This is a genomic window from Streptomyces sp. NPDC031111 (genome assembly GCF_055570675.1).
In genome coordinates this window covers 117,965-141,395 of record NZ_JBVIGS010000003.1, presented here as the reverse complement: position 1 = coordinate 141,395, position 23,431 = coordinate 117,965, and the positions used below count along the sequence as shown (strand labels likewise).

At 74.6% G+C, this 23,431-nt stretch carries 21 protein-coding genes and 1 pseudogene; 11 read left to right on the top strand and 11 right to left on the bottom strand.

The window, feature by feature from the left end:
- The first annotated feature begins 116 nt into the window (after positions 1 to 116).
- Positions 117 to 818 (top strand): TIGR04222 domain-containing membrane protein, encoded by a 702-nt coding sequence (locus ACZ470_RS07850; RefSeq protein WP_468425412.1) that lies wholly within the window; start codon positions 117 to 119, stop codon positions 816 to 818.
- A 641-nt stretch (positions 819 to 1,459) separates the two neighbouring features.
- Here the strand turns inward: ACZ470_RS07850 and gcl are convergent.
- The gene (gcl, locus tag ACZ470_RS07845; RefSeq protein ID WP_468425410.1) at positions 1,460 to 3,244 is read right to left on the bottom strand and encodes a glyoxylate carboligase; all 1,785 of its coding nucleotides are present in this window, start codon (positions 3,242 to 3,244) and stop codon (positions 1,460 to 1,462) included.
- Positions 3,245 to 3,453: 209 nt separating this feature from the next.
- On the opposite strand from gcl, the gene ACZ470_RS07840 reads away from it, so the two are divergent.
- The 3 genes and pseudogenes from ACZ470_RS07840 (at position 3,454) to ACZ470_RS07830 (ending at position 5,173) form a co-directional block, all read left to right on the top strand.
- Positions 3,454 to 4,125 (top strand): hypothetical protein, encoded by a 672-nt coding sequence (locus tag ACZ470_RS07840; protein ID WP_468425408.1) that lies wholly within the window; start codon positions 3,454 to 3,456, stop codon positions 4,123 to 4,125.
- Between the two features lie 43 nt (positions 4,126 to 4,168).
- Positions 4,169 to 4,540: pseudogene (locus tag ACZ470_RS07835) on the top strand (GNAT family N-acetyltransferase); the annotation flags it as partial.
- Between the two features lie 117 nt (positions 4,541 to 4,657).
- Positions 4,658 to 5,173: a GNAT family N-acetyltransferase gene (locus ACZ470_RS07830; RefSeq protein WP_468426279.1), complete on the top strand. Its 516-nt coding sequence runs from the start codon at positions 4,658 to 4,660 to the stop codon at positions 5,171 to 5,173.
- Between the two features lie 7 nt (positions 5,174 to 5,180).
- Here the strand turns inward: ACZ470_RS07830 and ACZ470_RS07825 are convergent, their stop codons facing one another.
- Entirely contained in the window at positions 5,181 to 6,800 is a 1,620-nt protein-coding gene (locus ACZ470_RS07825) for an AMP-binding protein (RefSeq protein ID WP_468425406.1), read from the bottom strand.
- On the bottom strand, positions 6,797 to 8,467 hold the full coding sequence (locus ACZ470_RS07820) for an AMP-binding protein (protein ID WP_468425404.1): 1,671 nt from the start codon (positions 8,465 to 8,467) through the stop codon (positions 6,797 to 6,799). Before ACZ470_RS07820 ends, ACZ470_RS07825 begins: the two co-directional genes overlap by 4 nt.
- A gap of 141 nt (positions 8,468 to 8,608) precedes the next feature.
- On the opposite strand from ACZ470_RS07820, the gene ACZ470_RS07815 reads away from it, so the two are divergent.
- The 3 genes from ACZ470_RS07815 (at position 8,609) to ACZ470_RS07805 (ending at position 13,395) form a co-directional block, all read left to right on the top strand.
- Positions 8,609 to 9,442 carry a helix-turn-helix transcriptional regulator gene (locus ACZ470_RS07815; protein WP_468426277.1) on the top strand — a complete coding sequence of 278 codons (834 nt, stop codon included), beginning with the start codon at positions 8,609 to 8,611 and terminating at the stop codon, positions 9,440 to 9,442.
- Between the two features lie 154 nt (positions 9,443 to 9,596).
- Positions 9,597 to 12,407, top strand: coding sequence for an ATP-binding protein (locus ACZ470_RS07810; protein WP_468425403.1), 2,811 nt, complete (start codon positions 9,597 to 9,599; stop codon positions 12,405 to 12,407).
- 196 nt (positions 12,408 to 12,603) lie between these two features.
- Positions 12,604 to 13,395: a S1 family peptidase gene (locus ACZ470_RS07805; protein WP_468425401.1), complete on the top strand. Its 792-nt coding sequence runs from the start codon at positions 12,604 to 12,606 to the stop codon at positions 13,393 to 13,395.
- A gap of 101 nt (positions 13,396 to 13,496) precedes the next feature.
- Here ACZ470_RS07805 and ACZ470_RS07800 read toward each other — a convergent pair whose 3' ends face one another.
- Complete coding sequence (locus ACZ470_RS07800) at positions 13,497 to 14,615, bottom strand: winged helix DNA-binding domain-containing protein (protein WP_468425399.1); 1,119 nt, start codon at positions 14,613 to 14,615, stop codon at positions 13,497 to 13,499.
- Between the two features lie 241 nt (positions 14,616 to 14,856).
- Here ACZ470_RS07800 and ACZ470_RS07795 point away from each other — a divergent pair, with 241 nt between their 5' ends.
- The 4 genes from ACZ470_RS07795 to ACZ470_RS07780 all read left to right on the top strand — a co-directional run bounded on the left by ACZ470_RS07795 (position 14,857) and on the right by ACZ470_RS07780 (position 16,658).
- A complete protein-coding gene (locus tag ACZ470_RS07795; RefSeq protein ID WP_468425397.1) occupies positions 14,857 to 15,216 on the top strand; it encodes a hypothetical protein in 360 nt (119 codons plus the stop codon).
- A 20-nt stretch (positions 15,217 to 15,236) separates the two neighbouring features.
- Positions 15,237 to 15,419, top strand: a complete 183-nt coding sequence (locus ACZ470_RS07790) for a hypothetical protein (RefSeq protein WP_468425395.1) — start codon at positions 15,237 to 15,239, stop codon at positions 15,417 to 15,419.
- Between the two features lie 40 nt (positions 15,420 to 15,459).
- Positions 15,460 to 16,398, top strand: a complete 939-nt coding sequence (locus tag ACZ470_RS07785) for a polysaccharide pyruvyl transferase family protein (RefSeq protein WP_468425393.1) — start codon at positions 15,460 to 15,462, stop codon at positions 16,396 to 16,398.
- A gap of 86 nt (positions 16,399 to 16,484) precedes the next feature.
- On the top strand, positions 16,485 to 16,658 hold the full coding sequence (locus ACZ470_RS07780) for a hypothetical protein (RefSeq protein ID WP_468425392.1): 174 nt from the start codon (positions 16,485 to 16,487) through the stop codon (positions 16,656 to 16,658).
- 139 nt (positions 16,659 to 16,797) lie between these two features.
- Here the strand turns inward: ACZ470_RS07780 and ACZ470_RS07775 are convergent, their stop codons facing one another.
- From ACZ470_RS07775 to ACZ470_RS07745, 7 genes are all read right to left on the bottom strand, one after another.
- Positions 16,798 to 17,694 (bottom strand): glycosyltransferase family 2 protein, encoded by an 897-nt coding sequence (locus ACZ470_RS07775; protein ID WP_468425390.1) that lies wholly within the window; start codon positions 17,692 to 17,694, stop codon positions 16,798 to 16,800.
- Positions 17,691 to 18,566, bottom strand: coding sequence for a glycosyltransferase family 2 protein (locus tag ACZ470_RS07770; RefSeq protein WP_468425388.1), 876 nt, complete (start codon positions 18,564 to 18,566; stop codon positions 17,691 to 17,693). Before ACZ470_RS07770 ends, ACZ470_RS07775 begins: the two co-directional genes overlap by 4 nt.
- Before the next feature lie 174 nt (positions 18,567 to 18,740).
- Positions 18,741 to 19,904, bottom strand: coding sequence for a glycosyltransferase family 9 protein (locus ACZ470_RS07765; RefSeq protein ID WP_468425386.1), 1,164 nt, complete (start codon positions 19,902 to 19,904; stop codon positions 18,741 to 18,743).
- Positions 19,901 to 20,851 carry a glycosyltransferase gene (locus tag ACZ470_RS07760; protein WP_468425384.1) on the bottom strand — a complete coding sequence of 317 codons (951 nt, stop codon included), beginning with the start codon at positions 20,849 to 20,851 and terminating at the stop codon, positions 19,901 to 19,903. Before ACZ470_RS07760 ends, ACZ470_RS07765 begins: the two co-directional genes overlap by 4 nt.
- Positions 20,848 to 21,837 carry a glycosyltransferase family 9 protein gene (locus tag ACZ470_RS07755; RefSeq protein ID WP_468425382.1) on the bottom strand — a complete coding sequence of 330 codons (990 nt, stop codon included), beginning with the start codon at positions 21,835 to 21,837 and terminating at the stop codon, positions 20,848 to 20,850. Before ACZ470_RS07755 ends, ACZ470_RS07760 begins: the two co-directional genes overlap by 4 nt.
- Entirely contained in the window at positions 21,834 to 22,385 is a 552-nt protein-coding gene (locus ACZ470_RS07750) for a D-glycero-alpha-D-manno-heptose-1,7-bisphosphate 7-phosphatase (RefSeq protein WP_468425380.1), read from the bottom strand. Before ACZ470_RS07750 ends, ACZ470_RS07755 begins: the two co-directional genes overlap by 4 nt.
- Entirely contained in the window at positions 22,382 to 23,389 is a 1,008-nt protein-coding gene (locus ACZ470_RS07745; protein ID WP_468425378.1) for a glycosyltransferase family 2 protein, read from the bottom strand. Before ACZ470_RS07745 ends, ACZ470_RS07750 begins: the two co-directional genes overlap by 4 nt.
- Positions 23,390 to 23,431: the final 42 nt, after the last annotated feature.

Below are 23,431 nucleotides of genomic sequence, written 5' to 3'. Positions count from 1 at the left end.
ATGAACCTCTGAAGGCGGCCCGAGAGGCTTGGACCGCCTCCGCCGACGGGCACACTCCTGGCACATGGGGCCCGCCGGCACGGGGGCGGCGGGCCCTGCCGGGGAGGTGTCATGCCATGACCGCCGTCGGAGGCGTCCAGGGGACGCCGCACGAGATCGCCCTGCTGGCCGGTGGCGCGCGCGCCGCGGTCACGGTGGCCGTGGTCGCCCTGCATCTGCGGGGCGCGGTCGAGGCGGGCGCGCCGGGCACGATCCGGGCGGTCGACGGGGAGGCGGGACGGGCCCTGCCCCCGCTGCCGCCGCCGGGAGTTTCGCTGGACGTGGCGGCCGAGGTCATCGTGGGGCGGGTGGACGCCCTCACGAGCGGGGTGCGCGCGTTGTACCTGGAGAGCGCGGTCTACCACTGTCTGGAGGAGCCCTCCGAGATCCGGGAGCTGGTGCGGCACCCGGACATCCGCTGGGCGTTGGCCGAGGTGCGGGTCGGGCTGGCGGAGGCGGGGATGCTGCGCGCCACGCCGCTCGGGCCGACCAGGGCCGCCCGGCGGCGGGTGAAGGTCCTGCGGAAGGCGTATCCGCTGCCGTCGAGCCGGAGCGGCCGGCCGGACGAGGAGAAGCTGCTCGCCATCGCCCTGCACGGCAAGGACGCCCTGACGGTCTTCGTCCCGCGCTTCGCCCTCCGAGCGGGTCTGACCGACCGGGTCGACCTCAGGGAGAAGGGCCTGCGCCACTCACCCGGCGGCGGCACCTACGGGGGCGGAGGCGGCCACACCTACTGCGGTGGTGGCGGCGGAGGCGGAGGCGGCTGCGGTTCGGCCTGACCCCGGCCGAGGGCGCCTCACGGCACCCGGCGCGTGCTCCGGCCCCCGGCCGAGGGGACCTCACGGCATCCGATGCGTGCTCTGGACCCCGGCCGGCCCAAGGGCCTCACCGCACCCGGCGCCCCGGACCCCGGCCGAAGGCTCGGGGAGTGCCGGGCGGGCGCCCGCGTACCGGTCGCAGTCGGGTGTTCGCCCGGTGCGGCGAGAGAGCGTGCCGGGCGTGGGGGGGGGGGGGGGCGGGCGCGCCTCGCGGACACCCCTTGGCGGGTGTCTCGTCGATCGGGCCGGACCAGCGAGCGGCATCCGGTGCGGTGCGTCGCGAGGCGGGGGAACCGACGCGACGGGGCCCCTCCCCCGCGAGCAGCCGAGCGTCGGGGAATTGGCCAGTGGCGACAGCTCGGCGGGGCGCCAGGCGCGGCGTGATCGGCCTGAGCACGGCCGAGGGGCCGGGTCCCCCGGCCGAAGGCTCGGGGAGTGCCGGGCGTCGGGGGGCAGGCGCGACTTCGTGGACACCTGGTGGCGGGAATCAGCGAGTGGCGACGGCGCGGCAGGGGCGCCGGGCGCGGTGTGATCGGTGAGACACGCCCGAGGGGCGGCCCAAGCCTCCAGGGGGGGCCGCCCCTCAACCACGCCGGCGCGTGTCAGGCCTTCAGAGTTCTGATCGACGTCGGCGCGTGGCCCGGCTCCGTCGCGAGTTCTTCGAACTCGACGACGTTGCCGATGTCGTTGGTCGTCGACATGGAGATGTTGGTGACGCGTTCCAGGATCGCCTCGACGACGACCGGCACCCGGAACTCGGCCGCGAGCTTCTTCGCCCGTTCCAGGGCCGCGCCCAGTTCGTTCGGGTCGGTCACCCGGATCGCCTTGCAGCCCAGCCCCTCGGCGACCTTGACGTGGTCGACGCCGTAGACGCCCAGCTCCGGGGCGTTGACGTTCTCGAACTCCAGGTTGACCTGGAAGTCGATGTCGAAGGCCCGCTGCGCCTGGCGGATCAGCCCCAAGTAGGCGTTGTTGACCAGGACATGGACGTACGGGATCTTGTGCTGCGCGCCGACGGCCAGTTCCTCGATCATGAACTGGAAGTCGTAGTCGCCGGACAGGGCGACGACCTGGGCCTCCGGATCGGCCTTGGCCACACCGAGCGCGGCGGGGACGGTCCAGCCGAGCGGCCCCGCCTGGCCGCAGTTGATCCAGTGGCGCGGACGGTAGACGTGGAGCATCTGCGCGCCGGCGATCTGGGAGAGGCCGATGGTGGAGACGTACCGGGTCTCGGGTCCGAACGCCTTGTTCATCTCCTCGTAGACCCGCTGCGGTTTGATGGGGACGTCGTCGAAGTGCGTGCGCCGCTGGAGCGTGGCGCGCTTCTCCTGCGCGGCGGCAGCCCAGGCGGAGCGGTCGGGCAGCCGTCCCTCGGCCTTCATCCCCTTCGCCACCTCGACGAAGAGCTCCAGCGCGGCGCGCGCGTCGGAGGCGATGCCGTAGTCCGGGGCGAAGATCCGGCCGATCTGGGTGGGTTCGACGTCGACGTGGACGAACGTCCGTCCGGCCGTGTAGACGTCGAGCTTCCCGGTGTGGCGGTTGGCCCAGCGGTTGCCGATGCCGAGGACGAAGTCGGACTCCAGGAAGGTCGCGTTGCCGTAGCGGTGCGAGGTCTGGAGGCCGACCATGCCGGCGTTGAGCTCGTGGTCGTCGGGGATGACGCCCCAGCCCATCAGCGTCGGAACGACCGGCGTGCCGGTCAGCTCGGCGAACTGGACGAGCAGTTCGGCGGCGTCGGCGTTGATGACGCCGCCGCCCGCGACGATCAGCGGGCGCTCGGCGGCGTTCAGCATGCCGATCGCCTTCTCGATCTGGGCGCGGGACGCGGCGGGCTTGTACACCGGGAGGGGTTCGTAGGTGTCCGGGTCGAACTCGATCTCCGTCAGCTGGACGTCGATCGGCAGGTCGATCAGGACCGGTCCGGGGCGGCCGGAGCGCATCAGGTGGAAGGCCTGCTGGAAGACGCCGGGGACCTGTGCGGCCTCCAGGACGGTGACCGCCATCTTGGTGACCGGTTTGGCGATGGCGGCGATGTCGACGGCCTGGAAGTCCTCCTTGTGGATCACGGCGGTCGGCGCCTGCCCGGTGACGCACAGGATCGGGATGGAGTCGCCGGTCGCGGAGTACAGACCGGTGATCATGTCGGTGCCGGCGGGTCCCGAGGTGCCGATGCACACGCCGATGTTGCCGGGGCGGGTGCGGGTGTACCCCTCGGCCATGTGGGAGGCGCCCTCGACATGGCGGGCGAGGGTGTGGGTGATGCCGCCGGAGGCCTTGAGCGCCGCGTAGAAGGGGTTGATCGCCGCGCCGGGGACACCGAACGCGTCGGTGACGCCCTCGCGCCTGAGGATTTCGACTGCCGCGCGGGCAGCGGTCATTCGAGCCATCGAGTACTCCTGCTTCGGCTGTCGGATTCGCACTCCCGTCGCGCCCCGCGGTGAGCTCTTCCGTATTGTGGAATTTAACTTCTACGATCTGGAATGAATGTAAGGTGGGTGGCCGGAGCCGTCAAGAGAAGGGTCAAGTGCCGGACACACGACGGATTCCGGGAGGACGATGGGGAGCGCCTCGAGAACACGTCGTCCGGGAGTGGGCCATGCCCGAGAGCGTGCCGGTGCGTTGTCCCGCCTGTCGGCGCGCGCACCGCTACACGGCACCGTCGTACCCCTGCGCCTGCGGCGCACCCGTCACGCCGTCACTGGATCCGGACGGGGTGCCCGGCCCCGTGGGGCATCGCGCCTGGGACGAGGAGTGGGTCACCCTGCGGTGCGGGGACTGCGGCCTGCCGGCCGAGTGGCCGCGGCCCGAACTCGGGTGCCCGTGCGGGACGGTGCTGCGGATCCCGCTGGCCGGCGCCCGGGGGCCCGACGGCGCCGGCCGGCCCGAGCGCCCCGCCTTCGGCGCCGTGCCGCTCCGCACCGCACGGGACGCGGTCACGGCCGCCATGACGCATCTGCGCCGGCTCGGGCACGAGGACGTCCGCCGCGCGGGCCCTCGGTCACCGTCCGGGATCGGTGTGGTGGGCCGTGGCGTGCTCGCCCGGGTGGACCCGTCGGCACGGCCGGCGACCGTGCGGGACGTGGAGTGCCTGTGGCTGTCCGCGCTGACCGAGTCCGCCGTCTGCCGGTACTTCTCCCTAGCGGGATACGCCGAGGAGGCCCGGGCCCGCGCCGACGACCTGGGCGTCCCGCTGTACCTGCTCGACCCCGCCGGCACCCCGCGACCGGTGAACGGCCCGGCCCACGCGCTGGACGCCGGCGGGGCCTGAAAACCCGGCGACGCACACCCCGCCGGCGACCGATACTCGACGGATGCGCATCCGCCCCGCCGCACCCGGTGAACTCCCCGCCCTCCAGGACATCGAGCGGGCCGCCGGCGCCCCGTTCCGCGCCCTCGGGATGCCGGACATCGCCGACGACGAACCGCCCGCGCCGGACGTGCTGGAGCGCCACCGCCGGGCGGGCCGCTGCTGGGTCGCGGCCGACGAACGGGACCGGCCCGTGGCGTACTTGATCGCCGAACCGGTGGACGGCGCGCTCCACGTGGAGCAGGTCTCCGTCCATCCGGACGCCGCCCGCCGGGGCGTGGGCCGGGCCCTGCTCGACCACGCCGCCGCCCAGGCCCGCGACGAGGGCCTGACCGCGCTGACGCTGACCACGTTCGCCGACGTCCCGTGGAACGCCCCGTACTACGCGCGCCTCGGCTTCCACACGCTGGGCGAGGACGAACTCACCCCCGGGCTGCGCCGGATCCGCGCCGAGGAGGCCGGGCTCGGGCTCGACCGGTGGCCGCGCGTGTGCATGCGCCGGGACGTTTCCACACACCCGGGACACGAACGCCCGACCTCCCGGACGACGATCAGACTCGCCCGCGAGCGGGACTTCCCCGGGTTCCTCGGCCTGGCCGCCCAGGTCGAGCAGTGGTTCGGCCCGATGGTCGAGGAGGAGGGCTTCCACGACGCGGTGCGTGAGCACATCGCCGGCTCCATGGCGCTCGTCGCCGAGTCCGACGGCCCTGACCTCCTCGGCGGACTGCTGTTCGGCGGCGAGGCGCCCGCCTACCACGTGCACTGGCTCGTGGTCTCGCACCGGGCGCGGGGGACGGGCGTCGGCCGTGCGCTGATGGCGGACGCCACGCGCCGGTGGGTGCGCGGGCCGGGCGGGATCGAGGTGGTCACCTTCGGGGCCGACCACCCCGGTGCCGTCGACAGCGGCGCCCGCGTCTTCTACGAGCGGCTCGGATTCACCCCCGCCGAGGCCGCCGCTCCGGGCCCGGAGGGCGGCTCCCGGCAGGTCTTCCGCCGGGCGGTCGGGTGAGACGGCCCTAGGGGGTGCCCGCCGCGTACCGCTCCCGGAGTTCCACCTTGCGGACCTTGCCGGACACCGTCATCGGGAAGGTGTCGAGGAGTTGGAGCCGACTCGGGATCTTGTAGTGGGCGAGGCGGCCGTCGCAGAAGGCGCGGAGTTCCTCCAGGGTGAGCGGGTCGGCCGGGTCGCGCGGGATGACGCAGGCGAGCACCTCCTCGCCGTACCGCTCGTGCGCGACCCCGACGACCTGGACGTCCGCGATCTTCGGGTGGGCGTAGAGGAACTCCTCGATCTCGCGCGGATAGATGTTCTCCCCGCCCCGGATGATCATGTCCTTGATGCGGCCGACGATCTCCACGTACCCGTCCTCGCGCATCACCGCGAGGTCCCCGGTGTGCATCCAGCGGCCCGCGTCGACGGCCTCGGCGGTCTTCTCGGGCTCGTTCCAGTAGCCGAGCATCACGCTGTAGCCGCGGGTGCACAACTCCCCCGCGCCACCGCGAGGTTGGGTGACCCCGGTGGCCGGGTCGACGACCTTGACCTCGATGTGCGGCAGCACCCGGCCGACGGTGCCGGTGCGGTGCTCCAGGTCGTCGTCCATGCGGGTCTGGAGGGAGACCGGGGAGGTCTCGGTCATGCCGTAGCAGATGGAGACCTGCTCCATGTGCATCTCGGCGACCACCCGCTTCATCACCTCCACCGGGCACGGCGAGCCCGCCATGATGCCGGTGCGCAGCGAGGTGAGGTCGTACGACGCGAAGTCCGGCAGGTTCAGCTCGGCGATGAACATCGTGGGCACGCCGTAGAGCGAGGTGCAGCGCTCCCGCTGGACGGCCTCCAGGGTGGCCGTCGGCTCGAAGGAGGGGGCGGGGACGACGATGCAGGCGCCGTGGGAGGTGGCGCCCAGGTTGCCCATGACCATGCCGAAGCAGTGGTAGAAGGGCACCGGGAGGCAGACCCGGTCCTGCTCCGAGTAGCCGACGGTACGGCCCACCCAGTAGCCGTTGTTGAGGATGTTGTGGTGGGAGAGGGTGGCACCCTTGGGGAAGCCGGTGGTGCCCGAGGTGTACTGGATGTTGACCGGGTCGTCACAGCTCAGCCCGGCCGCGATCGCGTCCAGCCGGTCGGCCGGCACGCCGGCCGCGCCCCCGGTCAGCGCGTCCCAGGACGGGTCCCCGATGTAGACGGTCTCCCGCAGGTCCGGGCAGGCGCCGCGGACCTGCTCCACCAGGGCCCGGTAGTCGCTGCCCTTGTGGGAGAGCGAGGCCACCAGCAGCGAGATGCCGGACTGCTTGAGCACGTACTCCAACTCGTGCGCGCGGTAGGCCGGGTTGATGTTCACCATGATGACGCCGATGCGGGCGGTGGCGTACTGCGTCAGCACCCACTCCGGGCAGTTGACCGCCCAGATGCCGACCCGGTCGCCCTTGGTGACGCCCTTGGCGAGCAGTCCGCGCGCCACCTCGTCGACGGCGGCGCCGAACTCGGCGTAGGTCCAGCGCCGTCCGGAGGGCACGTCGACCAGGGCCTCGCGGTCGGGCCAGGCGGCGACCGCCCGGCCGAGGTTGGCGCCGATGGTGTCGCCGAGCAGCGGTGTCGTACTGGTGCCGTGGCTGTAGGACAGGGGTGCGGTCACCGGAAGTCCTCCTCGCGGTACTCGTTCACCGAACCGGCGGCCGTGGCCTCGCGCAGCTCGATGCGGCGGATCTTGCCGGAGACGGTCTTGGGCAGCTCCCCGAACTCCAGGCGCCGGAGGCGCTTGTAGGGGGCGAGGACCTCGCGGGAGTGCTCGAACAGCACCTTCGCGGTGTCCGGGCCGGGCTCCCAGCCCTCCGCGAGCACGATGTACGCCTTGGGGACGGCCAGGCGCAGCGCGTCCGGCGCGGGCACGACGGCCGCCTCGGCGACCGCCTCGTGCTCCAGCAGGGCGCTCTCCAGCTCGAACGGGCTGATCTTGTAGTCACTCGCCTTGAAGACGTCGTCCGCGCGCCCGACGTAGGTGATGTATCCGTCCTCGTCCCGGGAGCCGATGTCGCCCGTCCGGTAGTAGCCGCCGGCCATCGCCTCGGCCGTGCGGTCCGGGTCGCCGTGGTAGCCGGTCATCAGGCCGACCGGCCGGTCGGAGAGGTCGAGCGCGATCTCGCCCTCGGCGGCGCCGGGCGCGCCGGAGACCGGGTCGAGGAGTTCGACGCGGTAGCCGGGGCTGGGACGGCCCATGGATCCGGTCTTGAGGACCTGGCCGGGGCTGTTGGAGACCTGCACGGCGGTCTCGGTCTGCCCGAAGCCGTCCCGGATGGTGACGCCCCAGGCCCGCCGGACCTGGTCGATGACCTCGGGGTTGAGCGGTTCGCCGGCGGCTACGACCTCGCGGGGCGGGGTGCGCAGCAGGCCGAGGTCGGCCTGGATGAGCATGCGCCACACGGTCGGCGGGGCGCAGAAGGTGGTGACGCCGGCCTTGTCCATCTCGGCCATCAGCCGGGGCGCGTCGAAGCGGGTGTAGTTGTGCAGGAAGACGGTCGCCTCGGCGTTCCACGGGGCGAAGAGGTTGGACCAGGCGTGCTTGGCCCAGCCGGGCGAGGAGATGTTCAGATGCACGTCGCCGGGGATGAGGCCGATCCAGTACATGGTCGCCAGATGGCCGACCGGGTACGAGGTGTGGGTGTGCTCGACCAGCTTGGGGCGGGCGGTGGTGCCGGAGGTGAAGTACAGCATCAGCGGGTCGTCGGAGAGGGTGGGCCCGTCGGGCGCGAAGTGCTCGGCGGCGCCGTGGGTGTCCTCGTACGGCAGCCAGCCGTCGCCGGCTCCCTCCCCCACCGCGATCCGGGTGTAGTCGCCGGGCACCGCGTCGAACTTCGCGGAGTCCGCGGCACGCGCGATCAAATGGCGGACGCGGCCCCGGTCGACGCGGTCGCGCAGATCGGCGGGGCCGAGCAGCGGCGTGGCGGGGATGACCACGGCGCGCAGCTTCATCGCGGCGAGGGCGGTCTCCCACAGCTCCGCCTGGTTGCCGAGCATGACCAGCACCCGGTCCTCGGCGGCCACGCCGCGCTGCCGCAGCCAGTTCGCGACCTGGTCGGAGCGGCGGGCCAGGGCGGCGAAGGAGAGCCGGGTCTCGTCGCCGTCCTCCTCGACGAGGTGCAGCGCGGTGCGGTCGTTGCCGTCCGCGATCACGTCGAACCAGTCGAGCGCCCAGTTGAACCGCTCGGGCCGGGGCCAGACGAAGTCCCGGTGGGCGGTGGCGTAGTCCTCGCGGTGTTCCAGCAGGAAGTCCCGGGCCCTGCGGAACTCTTCCGTCGCCGTCATCTGTCCTCCTCGGTTCCGGACCATTGCCGGGCGGCTCTCCGACATCGTGTAATCCGTGATGCGTGTCTCACTACCCCCGAACGGGGGTGTGCGCCCGCGCGGAGGTCGTGGTGAAGGGGCGAACAGGTGACAGCTGACCCGATGAGGGCGGGCGACGCGGGGGAGATCCGCGGGGCGCTGGCCCGGCTGCGGCGCGCGACCGGGCTGCCGGTCGCCTTCGGCGGTCTGGTGGAGCCCGGCCGGCGGCGGGTGCGCATCAGCGAGCTGAGCGGCACCGCCACGCCCGCGCTGAGCGCGCTCGCGGTGACCCCCGGCAACGGGCTCGGCGGCAAGGCGGTGGCGCTCGCCCGGCCGTGCGCCGTGACGGACTACTCCGTCTCCCGGCAGATCAGCCACGAGTACGACGTCCCGGTCGCCGCCGAGGGCCTGCGCGCCGTCGTCGCCGTCCCCGTGGTCGTACGGCGACGGGTGCGGGCCGTGCTCTACGGCGCCCTGCGCGCCGCCCAGCCGCTCGGCGACCGCACCCTCGGCGCGGCGGTCCAGGCGGCCCGTGACGTGGAGCAGGCGCTGGTGGTGCGGGAGGAGGCGGCCGAGCTGATGGCGGCGGCCCGGCCGGAGCCGGCCCCGGCGCCCGGTGCGTCCGGGGCGGCATGGGAGCAGGTGCGGGAGGCGCACGCGGCGCTGCGGGCGCTGGCCCCGCGCATCACGGACCCGGCGCTGCGGGACGAACTGCTCCAGGCGTGCGCCCTGCTCACCGACGGGACCGCCCCGTCCACGGCGGTGCGGCTCGCGCCCCGGGAGGTGGACGTGCTCGCATGTGTGGCGGCGGGGGCGACCAACGGGGCGGCGGCGGAGCGGCTCGGTGTGACGGCCGAGACCGTCAAGGCGTATCTGCGGTCGGCGATGCGGAAGCTGGGGGTGCGGACCCGGGGGCAGGCCGTGGTCGCGGCCCGCCGGGCGGGGTGGTTGCCATAGGTTTGCGGTGTTTTCCCTGCCGAGTATTACCACCAGTAGGACTTTGGATTTACTGTTGCCCACCTCGCTGTAATTGGCCTCACTACACGGTCTGCCCGGAATTAAGGAGCCGGTTGCCTAATATTGGCCAGGACACGCCACACGGAGGGGAGCGGTGACCGTGCGACGGGACTTCAAGGAGCCTGCCAGGAGCCGCCCCGACCTGGTCATAGGCCGGGAAGAGCTGTACTCCGAGGCACGGGAGCAGCTCGGCCGAGGCGGCAGCGTGCTGCTCCACGGGCCCGCCGGAATAGGAAAATCGACCGTGCTGCGGGCACTTGCGGCCGAAAACGCCGGTGCCACGGGGACGGTGTTGCGCTGCTCGGCCACCGAGTCCGAATCCCATCTGCCGTTCCTGGCGCTGGCCGATCTGTTCGGTCTGGTCCTCGACCGGGTCTCGGCCCGGCTGCCCGCCGCCCAGCGCACCGCCCTGGAGTCGGCGCTCACCGGGCGCGGCGAGTCCACCCTCCAGCGGGACGGGCTGGCGCTCCGCCTCGCGGTGCTGTCCACGCTGCGCGCCCTGGCCGCCGAGGGTCCGGTGCTCATCGTCGCCGACGACCTCCAGTGGCTGGACTCCGCCAGCGCCGAACTCCTCGGCTTCGCCGCCCGCCGGCTCGGCGACAGCCCGGTGCGGATGCTGTGCGCGGTGCGCACGGACGGCGAGGAGTACGACGGCCATCTGCGGGCCTGCCCGCCGGACACCCTCGCGGTGCGGCTGGGCCCGTTCTCCCGGACCCAGGTGTCCGCGCTGCTGGACCACCGCGGCTACACCGGTCTGTCCCGCTCCACGGTGCGTGACATACACCGCACCAGCGGCGGCAACCCGCTGTTCGCCCTCGAACTGGGCCGCGCGCTCGCCGAGAGCCCGGCCCGGCCCCGGCCGGGCGAGCCGCTGCCGGTGCCGACGTCGCTGCGGGCCCTGGTCCTCAGCCGGCTGGAGATGCTGTCGGACGACGCGCGCCGCACCCTGCTGGTGGCCAGCGCGGGCGCCCGCCCCACCCTGGCGCTGCTGCACGCGGCCGGCCGGGAGAACGCCGAGGCGGAGACGGCGCGGGCGGCGGCGCTGGGACTGCTGACGACGGACCCGGAGGAGCCGGCGCTGCGCTTCGCGCATCCGCTGATCTCGGCCGCCCTGTACGCGGAGGCCCCGGCGGGCGAACGGCGCGCCGTGCACACCGCGCTGTCCACGGCGGCCTCCGACCCCATCGAGCGGGCCCGGCATCTGGCGCTGGCCGCCACCGGACCCGACCCGGAGGTGGCGGCCCGGCTCGCGGAGGCCGCCGCGCTGGCCCGGGACCGCGGGGCGCCCTCGGTCGCCGCCTCCCTCGGGCTGCTCGCCGCCCGGCACACCCCGGCCGACGGCGCGCCGGGACCCGACGAGCGGCGGCTCCAGGCCGCCGAGGACGCGATCACCGCGGGAGAGGTCGACCTGGCCCGCGACATAGCGCGGGAGGTGCTGACCCGGGCGACGGTGCCGGCGGAGCGGGTGCGGGCCTGGATGGTGGTCATCGAGGCGGCCGGCCAGGCGCTCGGCGAGGTCGACGCCGTCTTCCCGCAGGTGCTGGCCGACGCCGGCGACGACCCCCGGCTGCTCGCCCTGGTCCACTACCAGCTCGCCTGGCGGGAGGTGGTGGTCGACGGCGACTTCGCCAAGTCCCGCCAGGAGGCCGCCCACGCGGCGGAGCTGGCGGCCCGGGCCGGGGACCGGCGCACCGAGCTGATGGCGCTCGCCTTCCAGTCGTCCACCGAGACGCTGATGGGCCACCCGGACGCCCCCGCCACCATCCAGCGGGCGCTCCAGGAGCCCCAGGACCCCGATGTGGCCAGCCACCACAACGGCGCCGCGATGGCCAGATTCCGCTGGCTGCTCATGAGCGACCAGCTGCCGGAGGCCCGTACGGCCATCACCGCGCTGCTGCGGGAGGCGCGGCGGCGCGGCATGGTGGAGAGCGAGGTGCACTTCTCGCGGCTGCTGGCCGACACCGAACTGCGCGTCGGGCACTGCGGCCGGGCCCTGGACCTGGCCCGGGAGAGCCTGCGGCTGGCCCGCGACTCCGGGATCGGCGAGAGCGCCTCCGCCATGCTCGCCTCGCTCGCGGAGGCGTCGGGCGGGGACGTGGAGCGCGCGCTGACGCTGGCCCGCGAGGCCGCGGACCACGCCGAGGTGGACGGCGACCAGTTGTACCTGTCGCTGGCCCTGGCCGCCCTCGGCTACGCCCAGTTGGTGGCCGGGGACGCGCAGGGCGCGGTCCGCTCGCTGCGCCGGGTGCGGGAGCTGGAGCACGGCATGGGCATCAGCGACCCGGCGCGGGGCCGCTGGCAGGGCGACCTCGCCGAGGCGCTGGTGCGGATCGGTGAGCCCGGTGAGGCGCAGGAACTCATCAACCTCACCCGGGTGCACGCGCTGCGCCTGAACCGGGCGAGCGTGCTGGCGGTGCTCGACCGCGCGGAGGCGCTGGTCCGCGCGGCACGCGGTGAACACCAGGCGGCGCAGGCGCAGTTGGCGTCCGCGCAGGAGCGGCTCGCCAAGCTGGGCTACGGCCTGGAGGAGGCGCGCGCCGCCTTCGCGCTGGCCCGGCTGCGGGCCAAGGGGCCGGCGCCGGCCGCGTACGACGAGGCCGCCCGGCTGTTCCGACGCTGCCGCGCGCTGCCGTGGCTGCGCCAGGTGGACCGGGCCCTGGCCGCCGGCCCCGCGGAGGCGGAGACCGTGCCCGCCACGGCGCCGGGTGCCCTGGACGGGCTGGCCGCGATGGAACGTCAGGTGGCCGCGCTGGTGATGGAGGGCGCCACCAACCGGGAGATCGCCGGCCGGCTGTTCATCAGCGTGAAGACCGTCGAGGCGACCCTCACCCGGGTCTACCGCAAGCTGGGGATCCGCTCGCGGGTCGACATCGTCCGTCTGGCGGCGGGCCGCCGCACCAAGTAGCGCCGGGCGGCCCGTCCGGGCGACCGAGGGTTTTCCCTGCCCAACTCCCTTAGGGGGTTCCCTCATTGGGAGGTCCCGCACCGGGTCGTAGCGTAATGGTGTGCCGCCCGCAGGGCACACGAGGACCGGCCCCGAGGCCCTCGTGCTCGACCCCCACCCCCGCGCGACCCCCACCGGCCATCCCCTGAGGAGACCCATGTCCGGGCTCACCCGTGCCAAGAAGGCCGCCGCCGTCCTCGCGGCGACCGCCGCAGCGGCGGCTACGGCGCTCATCGCCGCCCCCTCGGCCGTCGCCGCCCCGCAGCCGATCGTCGGCGGCACGACGACCACGACGTCCACGTATCCGTTCATGATGCAGATCACCGACGCCTCGCAGAACCAGTTCTGCGGCGGCACCCTGGTCTCCCCCACCAAGGTGGTCACGGCCGCGCACTGCATGGTCGGCGAGACCACGAGCAGCGTCCGCGTCGTCGGCGGCCGCACCTACCTCAACGGCACGAACGGCACGGTCGCGAGAGTGAGCCGGATCTGGATCCACCCGGACTACAGACGCGTCACCCGGGGCGACGACGTGGCCGTGCTGACGCTGTCGACGTCGATGCCGTACGCCACGGCGCCGTACGTCTCCGCCTCGGACACCTCGGTGTACGCGGCCGGGACCACCGCCCGCATCCTCGGCTGGGGCACCACCTCGTCCGGCGGCAGCTCCTCCAACCAGCTGCGCACCGCGACCGTGCCGACCGTCTCCGACTCCAGTTGCGCCGGCTCCTACGGCAGCCGGTTCGTGCAGAGCGACATGGTGTGCGCCGGGTACGCCTCCGGCGGGGTGGACACCTGCCAGGGCGACAGCGGCGGACCGCTGCTGATCGGCGGCCGGCTGGCCGGTATCACCTCCTGGGGCGACGGCTGCGCGGCGGCCGGCTACCCGGGCGTCTACACCCGGCTGACCACGTTCTCCGCGGATGTGACGGCGCAGGTCGGCGGTTGAGAGACCGTCCCATGAGTTCCTGAGTACCCCTCAGGTGGCAAACCAGGGGGCGTTGCGAGCTTCCACGAGCAGCCCGCAACGCCCCCTCTCCATGCCTCGCGTCATTCGCGTACGGTCCCGAGGCGGATGTCGTACGCCCTCCCCGGGTGCATGACGCCGAGCATCCGCTCCCCCTCGGCGGTGACCTCCTCCCACTGTTCCCGGCCGAGCCGGCCGAACGGCTCGACGACGAGGGCGTGTTCGTCGAGCCGCCACAGTCCCGCCAGGAACCCGTCGACGAGGAGCGTGCGGTAGGCGATGTTGCCCTGCCAGTGGCGGCCCCGGTGCTCGGGCGGTACGACGCGGGTGCGGTCGGCGTGGGAGAGGAGCAGGTTGTCGAACTCGGGCAGGAAGCGCGGCGGGGCCGGGGTGTCCGGGTCCGGGCGGGGCGCGTCCGGCAGGTCGAAGAGCTCGACGCCCTTGTCGTCGTGGAAGGTGACGAGCCGCGGGCGGAGGCGTTCGAAGGCCTCGCGCAGCCGGGTCAGACCGGCCCAGGTCTGCATGTCCTTCACGGAGGCCGGTCCGAAGGCGGCGAGGTAGCGCAGCACGGTCGCGTCCGGAGCCGGTTCCGGCTCGGCGGGGCTGCCGAGCCACTGCTCTGCGGTGGTGAGCGTGACCTGACCGCTGCGGCCCCACAGTCCGCGCGGGGTGATCTGCACGAGGGGCAGCTTGCAGCGGGCGGCGACGGAGAGGGCCTGCGGGTCGGCGTCGGGCCACGTCTTCAGCAGGGCGTCGCGGAGCTGCTTCATCGTGCGCGGTTCGGTCTCGACGAGGTCCCGGGCGAGGGCGGCGAGCCTGTCCAGGTCGACACCGGCGAGGCCCTTGCGGAACTGGGTCAGTTCGCGGTCGCGGGCGGGCTGCACCAGGGGCCGCAGGGTGAGGCAGTCGCGGGCGGTGTGGGTGTGGATGGTCGAGCGCATGGTGACGATACGGGCGAGCCTCCGGTCGGCCATCGGCCGGGACAGCGCCTCGGGAGTGAAGCCGTCGAGGCGGGCGGCGAGCGCGTAGTAGGGCGGTTTGACGTTCTGCGCCTGGAGCCCGACCAGATGCCCGACGGCGTCCTCGGCGGACAGGGGCGAGCGGCGCAGCAGCAGCTGCCGCTCGAGGGTGGCGCGGTTCAGGGCCCGGGTGCCGAGCACACCGGCCGGCGACGGTCCGGCGCTCCGCTTCGTCTTCGTCATACCGGCACGCTAGCGGCCCTTGCGGTCAGGTTCTGTCCGCAAGGGCCGTGACGCACTTCCCGCCCGTCGCGAAAAGCGCACAAAGAAATACCGCGCACACCCATGTGAGCACCTTCCCGAATACCTCCGCATATTCGGGACATCCGGCGGCGGCATGTAACACCATGGCGGCCACGGAACGCTGAGATGAATGAGCCGGCCGTCCGGCGGCCCGAAATACGCAGCGTCAGATGGGATTCCCGTGAGCCATATCGACCCGACCCCCGGGCAGTACGCCCACGACCGGTCCGCGCCCGACCCCTACCAGCGGGAGCGGCGCCGGACCGACGGTGCCCGCAGGGCCGCGCTGACCATTCAGACCGTCGCCGACATCGCCGCCGGCTTCCTGATCCTGTGGATCGTCCTCCATCTCCTCGGTGCCAACGAGGGGAATGTCTTCGTCGAATTCGTGCGAGGTTCGGCGGAATTGCTGTCGTGGTGGTCACAGGACATTTTCACCATGGACACAGAAGGACTTCGTGTTCTCCTCAATCATGGTCTGCCCGCCCTCATTTACCTGGCCCTCGGCCATGGCATGGCCGCGCGTCTCAACCGCGCCTGACCGCGAAGGGATCAGCCCGCATGACTTCCTCTCCCCCAGCCCACGATCGTCTGCCGGTCTACGACGGCCTGGTGCGCGAACGCGGTGACGTCGTGGCCGAGGCGCGCGAGGTGGCCGAGCGCGCGCGGCACCAGGCACGGCAGGCACTGGCGGGCCACTCCGGCCCCCGGCGGGAGCCGGGCCCGCGCCCCCGCACACGCTGACGCGCCGGGCCGATTGCCTCCCGCCGGAGTGGGGCACTCGGTGCGCACTGTGTACGGACGAGAGACCTCGGGACCGCGAAGGGTCCTGCTGACCGGGTGGTTCAGCTTCCGCGACGGGGAGGCGACCGCCGGGGACGTGCTGGCGCTGCGCCGTGTGGAGGAGGTGCTGCGCGGCGCCGGGATGGCGTACGACGTCGTATGGAGCCCCGGGTTCCGCCCGGCGGACCTGCACTTCGACGATGTGCGGCCCGGCGACTACTCCCATCTGGTGTTCGTGTGCGGGCCGCTGCACGGGCCCCAGGTCGAGGAACTGCACCGGCGCTTCGCCCACTGTGTGCGGATCGCGGTGGGGACGTCGGTGATCGACGCGGGCGGCGAGGCCGTGACCGGCTTCCACCGCGTGCTGGCGCGGGACGCCCCGGGCAGCGAGCCGTCCGAGGACCTGGCGGCCCGCGCTCCCGCGGTGCCCGCACGGCCCGTGGTCGGGGTGATCCTCACCCACGGGCAGCGGGAGTACGGGCCCAGGCGCCGGCACGGACAGGTCGCGGAGCAGGTGACGCGCTGGCTGGCCGGGAAGGACTGTGCCCGGCTGGAGCTGGAGACCCGGCTGGACACCCGTGACTGGCATCTGAGCGAGACACCGGCGCAGGTGCAGTCTGTCCTGGCCCGCCTCGACCTCGTCGTCACCGACCGGCTGCACGGGCTGGTGCTGTCGCTGCGGGTCGGCACGCCGGTGCTGGCGGTGGACCCGGTGGCGGGCGGCGCCAAGGTGACCGCGCAGGCCAGGGCCTGCGGCTGGCCCGCGCTGCTGGGCGCCGAGCAGGTGGACGCGCGCCGTCTCGAGCGGTGGTGGGACTGGTGCCTGACCTCGGGCCGGGTGGCCGCCCGGCAGATGCGCGACGCGTTCCGCGACGGCCGGGTCCCGGACGGCGCCGACCGACTGGTGGAGGTACTGACGACACGCGCCGGCGCCGGTTAGGCGGGACACCGCCCGGGCACTCGGACGTCCCTACGCGTACGCTCCGGGTCCGCCGGGAGCCCGACGCGGGGCGGCTCCCGGCGCGCATGGCGTCGTACCGTCCGCACGGCCGGACCGTGACCGTCCTGCTCGCGGTGCCCCTCAAGCTGATGCTGACCGGCATCGTCACCTCCGCCCCGTGGGCCGTCTGGGCCTTCGCCGCGGTGTGGCCGCCGACGTTCGCGGCATTCCGGCTGCTGTGCCGGTGGTCCGACGGCTGAACGCTCGCCCTCAGGGGGCGGCGGAGACCCGGCGCGGCAGGAGGTGATCGTCGTGCCCGAACCCGGAAGACGGACTGAGCCGGGTGGGCCGAGACCGCGCGCCCCCGTGGTGGGCGGGCCCCGGCGCACCCGGCGGCGCTCAGCCGGTGTAGCGGCGGGCCGTGGAGGTGCGTTGGGCGGGTTCCAGGAGGCGTAGGCGGGACTCGACCTCGCGCGGCAGGACGCGGCGTTCGCGCAGCACCCAGGGCAGGGCGGCGGCGGCCTCGGCGAAGGCGCGCAGGGAGGCGGTGTCGCGCGGGACGGTGCGGGCCAGGTTCAGGGTGCGGCGCAGGGCGGGGCGGACCGGCCGGCGCAGCCAGGTGAACCACAGGGTGTTGCGGATGCCGTGGATCCGGCGCAGGGTGGCGTCCCGCGCCGGCGAGGCCTGGTGGTGGATCGTCAGATGGCCGGCGTAGACGAGCCACCAGCCGTCGGCCGCCAGGTCCGCGGCCAGCAGCTCCTCCTCGCCGCCGAGCCAGAGGCGCTGGTTGAAGCCGCCGGCGGTGCGGAAGGCGTCGGTGCGCAGGACGGTCGCGGCGGCCAGGAACGAGCCGAGCGCCGGGCCGGGCAGCCATGGCGGGCCCGGCAGGGGGGAGTCGCGCAGTTCCCGGACGATCGGGTCCTCGGTGCCGTCCGGCTCGACGACGATCCGCGCCGTGACCGAGCCGAGCGCGGGGTGCCGGTCGAGCAGGTCGGCGGCGCCGGCGAGGGAGCCGGGCGACCACCAGGAGTCGTCGTCGCAGAAGGCGACGTAGGGCGTGTGGACGTCCCGTACCGCGAGATTGCGGCCGACGGCGCCCAGGTTGCGGCCGGGGCGCAGCAGGCGGACCTCGGGGTGGTGGCGGGCGACGGCTTCGGCGGTGCCGTCGGTGGAGCCGTTGTCGGTGACGATCACCGGCGGTTTCTCGGGGAGGGCGGCGAGGTGGCCGAGGGTGCGGAGCAGCTCCCCGCGCCGGTTGTGGGTGATGACGACGACGGTGGTGCGGGGGTCGGTCATGCGCTCGCCCCCTCCGGGTCCAGCAGGCGGGCGGCCCGTTCCACGTGCGGGGGCAGCGGCCTGCGTTCGCGCAGGGCCGCCGGCAGCCGGGCGAGGGCCTCCCGCAGGGCACGCCGGGCCTGTCGGTCGGCGCGCGCCTCGTCCGCGAGGGCCGTGGTACGGGCGAGCGCGCGCGGGACGGGACGGCGCAGCCACGCGGTGAGGACCTCGTTGCGGCGCTGGAGCACCGGGCGGCCGGGACGGGCCGCGGGGGCCGGGTGGTGGTGGGCGACGACGTCGGGGCAGTGGGTGACGCCCCAGCCGCGGGCGGCGAGATCGTAGGCGAGCAGGGTCTCCTCACCGCCGAAGAACAGCAGCCGGTGGAAGCCGCCGGCGTCGAGGTGGGCGCTGCGGCGGACGACGGCACCGCAGGCGAGGAAGCCGAGCACCTGGGTGCCGGGGAGATCGGTGGCGGGCCCGAGCGGGGAGCCGGCGAGGACGTCGTTGAGCGGGTCGGGGTCCGCGGCCGGGCCGACGAGGGTGCGGCCGGCGATCAGACCGAGCCTGGGATGGGCGTCGAACAACTCCGCCGCCCGGCCGAGCGCACCGGCCGCCCACCAGGAGTCGTCGTCGCTGAACGCCACGTACGGGGTGTCGAGGGCGCGGGCCCCGTGATTGCGGGCGAGGGCGCCGTGATTGACGGGCAGCGCCAGCAGGCGCACCTCGGGGAAGTCCCGGGCGACCATGTCGCGGGTCCCGTCCGTGGAGGCGTTGTCGGCGACGAGGATCTCGGGCCGCTCCGGCAGGTCCAGCAGGTGCCGGAGGGTGACGGCGAGCCGGTCGCGACGGTCCCGGGTGGCGATGACGACGCCGATGCGCCGCGGTTCGGTCATGCTGTGCACCTCCTCGTACCGGACGTCCGCCCCTGCGGAACCCCACCGGGGCCCGTGGCCGCCCCGGTTCGGGACCCCTGCCGGGAACAAGCCGACCTGCCCGCGCCCGCTCCCTCCGCCCGACCGGGTGCGGTCCAAGGGGACCGGGGGCCGGTCGGTGGCGCCGCGGGCCGGTCATGAGGCGTGCTCCCCTCGCGGTGGCAGTCGGTCCAGGGCGTTCAGGACCTCGTCCGGGGTGATGCGCAGGAGCGCGGGGTCGGGGTGGTGGGCGTGGGGGTCGCCCGGTGGGCCGTGCCACAGGGCGATGTGGCGGGGGTGTGCGGGTGGGCCCCAGTGGGTGGGCGGGACCGGGCCGAAGAGGGTGACCGTCGGGGTGGCGTGGGCCACCGCGAGATGGGCGATACCGGTGTCGCCGCTGACGACGGCGCGGGCGCCGGCGACCAGCGCGGAGAGCCGGTCGAAGGGCAGCCCGCCGGCGAGGACGTCCGTGTCGGGCAGCCGGGCCTCCTTGGCGAGCCGCGCCACCAGGTCCTCCTCGTCCGCTCCCCCGGTGACCACCACCCGCAGCCCGCGCTCGCGCAGGGCGCCCGCGACGGCCGCGTACCGCTCCAGGGGCCAGCGGCGGGCGGGCGCTCCCGCGCCGGGGTGCAGGACGACGGCGCCGGGTGCGGGGGACGCGGTGCGCGGGCGGGGCAGCAGCAGGTCGGTGGGGTCGGCGTCGATGCCGTACGCCCGGAGCAGGCGGCACCAGCGGTCCCGTTCGTGCTCGTCCGGGTACCAGGGCGGGCCCTCGATCCCCGGGGTCTCCGGGTGTGCGAACGCGAGCAGCCGCAGGGGGCGCAGGTGCTGGAGCAGGCGGTGGCTGGGCGGTCCGTTGCCGTGCAGGTCCACGGCGATGTCCGGGGGCGGGCCGGTCCAGTCGAGGGTGCGGGGCACGGCCCGTCCGGGCGCGGAGGCGGGCAGCAGCCGGTCCACCGCTCCCGTGGCCCCGGCGACGGGGGCCAGTCCGGCGGGCGCGGCCAGCACGATCTCGTACCCGGGAAATCCCCGCCGCAGCGCCCGCAGGGCCGGAACACCGGCCAGCAGATCACCCAGCCCGAGGGCGCGCAGCACCAGCAGCCGTGGCCGCGGGCCCCGCCGTACCGACGGCACGGCGCCGTCACCCTCCGAGCCGGGCGCGGGGGCGTCTCCGCCGCCGAGGCCGGCGGGGTCGTCGCGCTGGGCGGTCGCGCCGGCCGGCGCAGCTGCGGGCAGTCGTGCCGCTGGGGCGGCACGGGTGGGCGCAGCGGCACCGGTACAGCGCCGTGAGCCCCGTCGTCGGGCCGTGGTGCCCCTCATCGGGTCACCTCTTTCAGCAGGCGCTCCCAGTCGTCGAGGAAGCGGGCGAGCCCGTAACGGGCGAGCGCCGCCGCGCGGGCGCGCTCGCCGGTGTCACGGGCCAGCGCCGGGTCCGCGACGAAGTCCCGTACCGCGTCGGTCAGGACGTCGACGCGGTTGGACACCACACCGGCGCCGGGCGGTACGGCCTCGGTGACCTCGGTGGTGGCGAGGGCGACGACGGGCATGCCGAGGTGCATCGCCTCCAGCAGGGACAGGCCCAGGGAGGTCCAGCGCACGGGGTGGACGTAGACGCGCCGACGGGCCAGCTCCTCGTGCAGCGCGGCCTGCGTGAGTTCGTACGAGCGGCAGCGGCCGGCGGGCAGGCCGAGGTGGTCGGCGAGGCCCTCGGTGCGCATGCCGAAGACGTCGAGGGGCGCGGCGCCGGCGAAGGCGGGGAGCAGATCGGTGCCGGTCGTACGGCCGCGCCGCACGGGTTCGTTGACGACGACGGCGGCGTGCGGCAGTTCGCCGGTCCACCGCGGGCCGGGGTCGACGATGCCGTGTTCGACGACGGTGGCGGGGGTGTCCCCGCCGTCCCACATCAGGTGGTTGAAGTGGGTGACGTGGACGAGGGTGGCGCCGGGGATGTCCGCCGCGGGATGGCGGGTGTCGGGCACGTCGCCGTGCGGGGCGTTGTGCTCCAGATAGACCAGGGGCGGGCGGCGGCCCAGCCACCGGTCGACGAGGGCGAGTTCGTGCGGTCGTTGCAGGACGACGACGTCGATGTCCTCCTCGCGGAGCCGCTCCGGGGGCACCTCGACGACCGAGTCGGGCCAGTCGAAGGTGCGGGCGCGGCCGAGTCCGTCGGGTCCGCGGTCCGGGGTGACGGGAACGACGTAGGTGTGCGGGCCCCGCACGAAGGCCGTGGTCCACGACCCGTGCACGTGCCACAGCAGGATCCTCATGTCACCTCCACGAGCTTGTCGACCGCGGCGGCGACGTCGAGCGCGGTCACGGTGTCCAGGCAGGGATGGCCCGGTACGGGGCAGCGCCGGGCGCGGGTCCCCGCGCAGGGTGCGTCCTGGTCGCCCAGCAGCACGTACGGCACCCCGTACGGCCGCCAGCGCTCGGCGGGGACGACCGGCGCGAACAGGGACACCACGGGGGTGTCGACGGCGGCGGCGAGATGGGCGGGGCCGGTGTTCCCGGTCACGACGCAGGCGGCCCGGGCGAGCACCCCGGCGAGTTCGGCGGCGCCGGTGCGGCCGCCGAGGTCGACGGCCGTGTCACCGGCGACGTACGCGGTCAGGTCCCGCTCGCCCGCCCCGCCGGTGACCACCACACGGCGTCCGGCGGCGGCTAGTTCGCGCACCGCCTGGGCGCACCGGCCGGGGCTCCAGGCGCGGGCCGGCACGCTGGCGCCCGGGTGCACGACGACGTACTCCCCGGGGCCGGTCAGCGCCTCGGTCGCGGGCGGCGGGAGCACCCGCAGCCGTCCGTCGTCGACCCGGGGGAAGCCGGCGGCCTCGGCGAGGTCCAGCGCCGCCTCGGCCTCGTGGGCGTGCGCCGCGCGGTGGTGGCGCACGTCGAGGAGGGAGCCCGGGTAGTCCTCGCAGTCGGCGGCGATGCGGCGGACGCCGGCCAGGCGCAGCAGCAGGGCGGTGGGCAGCGGGGACTGGTGGAAGGAGGTGAGGACGAGCGCGCTGTCGGCGTCGAGGGCGTCGACGAGCGCGTCGATCTCCTCCCGGTCGACCCGCGGCGGCTGGAACCCGGTCCACGGCGAGTCCCAGACGAGGATCTCGTCCACGCCGGGCAGCAGCCGCGCGGCGGGCGCCCCGTGCGGCCCGCACAGCAGGGTCACGGTGTCGGCGCGGGCGGCGACGGCCCGCACGGCGGGCCCGGCGAGCAGCACGTCGCCGAAGCTGTCGAGCCGGGTGACGAGGGCCTTCACGAGGACCTCCCGTCCGGCCGGTCCCAGGGCGGGCTGTCGAGGAGCATGCGTACCGCCGTGGGGAGGTCGGGGGCCGCGCACGGGGCGGTGGAGATCTCCTCGGGGCGGGTCTCGGGGGTGGGTACGAGGACGGCGTGGGCGCCGGCCCGCCGCGCGGCCTCGACGTCGGCGCCGATGTCGCCGATGACGACGCAGTCGGCGGGGTGCGCGCGGATGCGTCCGGCGGCCCGGAGGATCATGCCTGGCCGGGGCTTGCGGCAGTGGCAGCCGTCGTCGGGGCCGTGCGGGCACATGGCCCAGACGTCGAAGGGGCCGAGGAGTTCCTCGACGCGCCGGTTGACGCGGCGGGCGTCGGCCTCGGTGAGCAGTCCGCGGGCGATGCCGGACTGGTTGGTGACGACGCCGGTGCGGATGCCGTGCGCGCGGAGCGCGTCGAGTGCCTCACGGGCGCCGTCGACGGGCCGTACCAGGGCGGGGTCGGCGTTGTAGGGGACGTCGTGGACCAGCGTGCCGTCGCGGTCGAACAGCACCGCCCGCACCGGGCTCATCGGTCCGCCTCCTGCCAGGCCGGGGCGTTCCGGTGGCGCCAGGCACCGGCCAGGCGGTGCCAGGTCGCGGCGGGCGGGATGATCACGCTGGTGGCCAGCACGGTCGTGACCTCGTCCCGGGTGCGTGGCCCGGGGACGATACGGGCGCGGGCGAACTCGGCGGTTCCGGCGGCCCAGCCGACCGCGCACGCGGTGGCCGCCCGGCGGTGCCCGGCGGCGGCGAGGGCGCAGGCGGCGGCGCCGGCGGCGGTGATCGCGGCGTGCCGGCGGATCCGGCCGCGCGGCGCGACCGCCTTGTCCCACCAGTCGGGTCCGTGCAGCCGCCGCATCAGGGCGTCGTCGGCGTTGCCGCGCTGCTGGCGCACCGACGCCCAGCGGGAGGCGGCGGGCACCGGGTGGAGCGTGGTGCGGTGGCCCTTGTGGATGCGCCAGCCGGCGTCGAGGAGGCGCAGGGCGAGGTCGGCGTCCTCCCGGAAGGACCGGGGGAAGCGTTCGTCGAAGCCGCCGACCTGCCGGAGGGCCTCGGTGCGGTAGGCCATGTCGGCGGTGATCCAGCGGGCCCGGGCGAGTCCGGCGGTGCCGCGCTCCCAGTCGGTGGGGCGGCGCTCGCCGGGCAGCGGCACGGTGATGGCGCCCTGGACGCCTGCGGTGTCGGGGGACACCTCCTTGAGGTCCTGGACGAGCTGCGCGCACCAGTGCGGCCCGACCTGGACGGCGTCGTCGAGGAAGGCGACCCAGGGCGTGGTGACGGTGCGCAGCCCGATGTTGCGTGCGGCGGCGGGCCCGAGGCCCCCGCCGGTGACGACGGTGGTGGTGCGTTCGCGCAGGTCGCCGAGGACGGACAGCGCGTGCTCCAGCGCCTCGGGCGCGGGGTCGGGGTCGCTCCGGTCGTCGACGAGGACGATCTCGTCGGGTCGCGGCCCGTTCGCCGCGGCCAGCGCGGCGAGGCAGTCGGCGAGGGTGTCCCCCACCAGGGTGGGGATCACGACGGAGTACGACGTCATCCGACCGTCCTCCTCCTGGCTCCGGTACCGACGATGCGCATC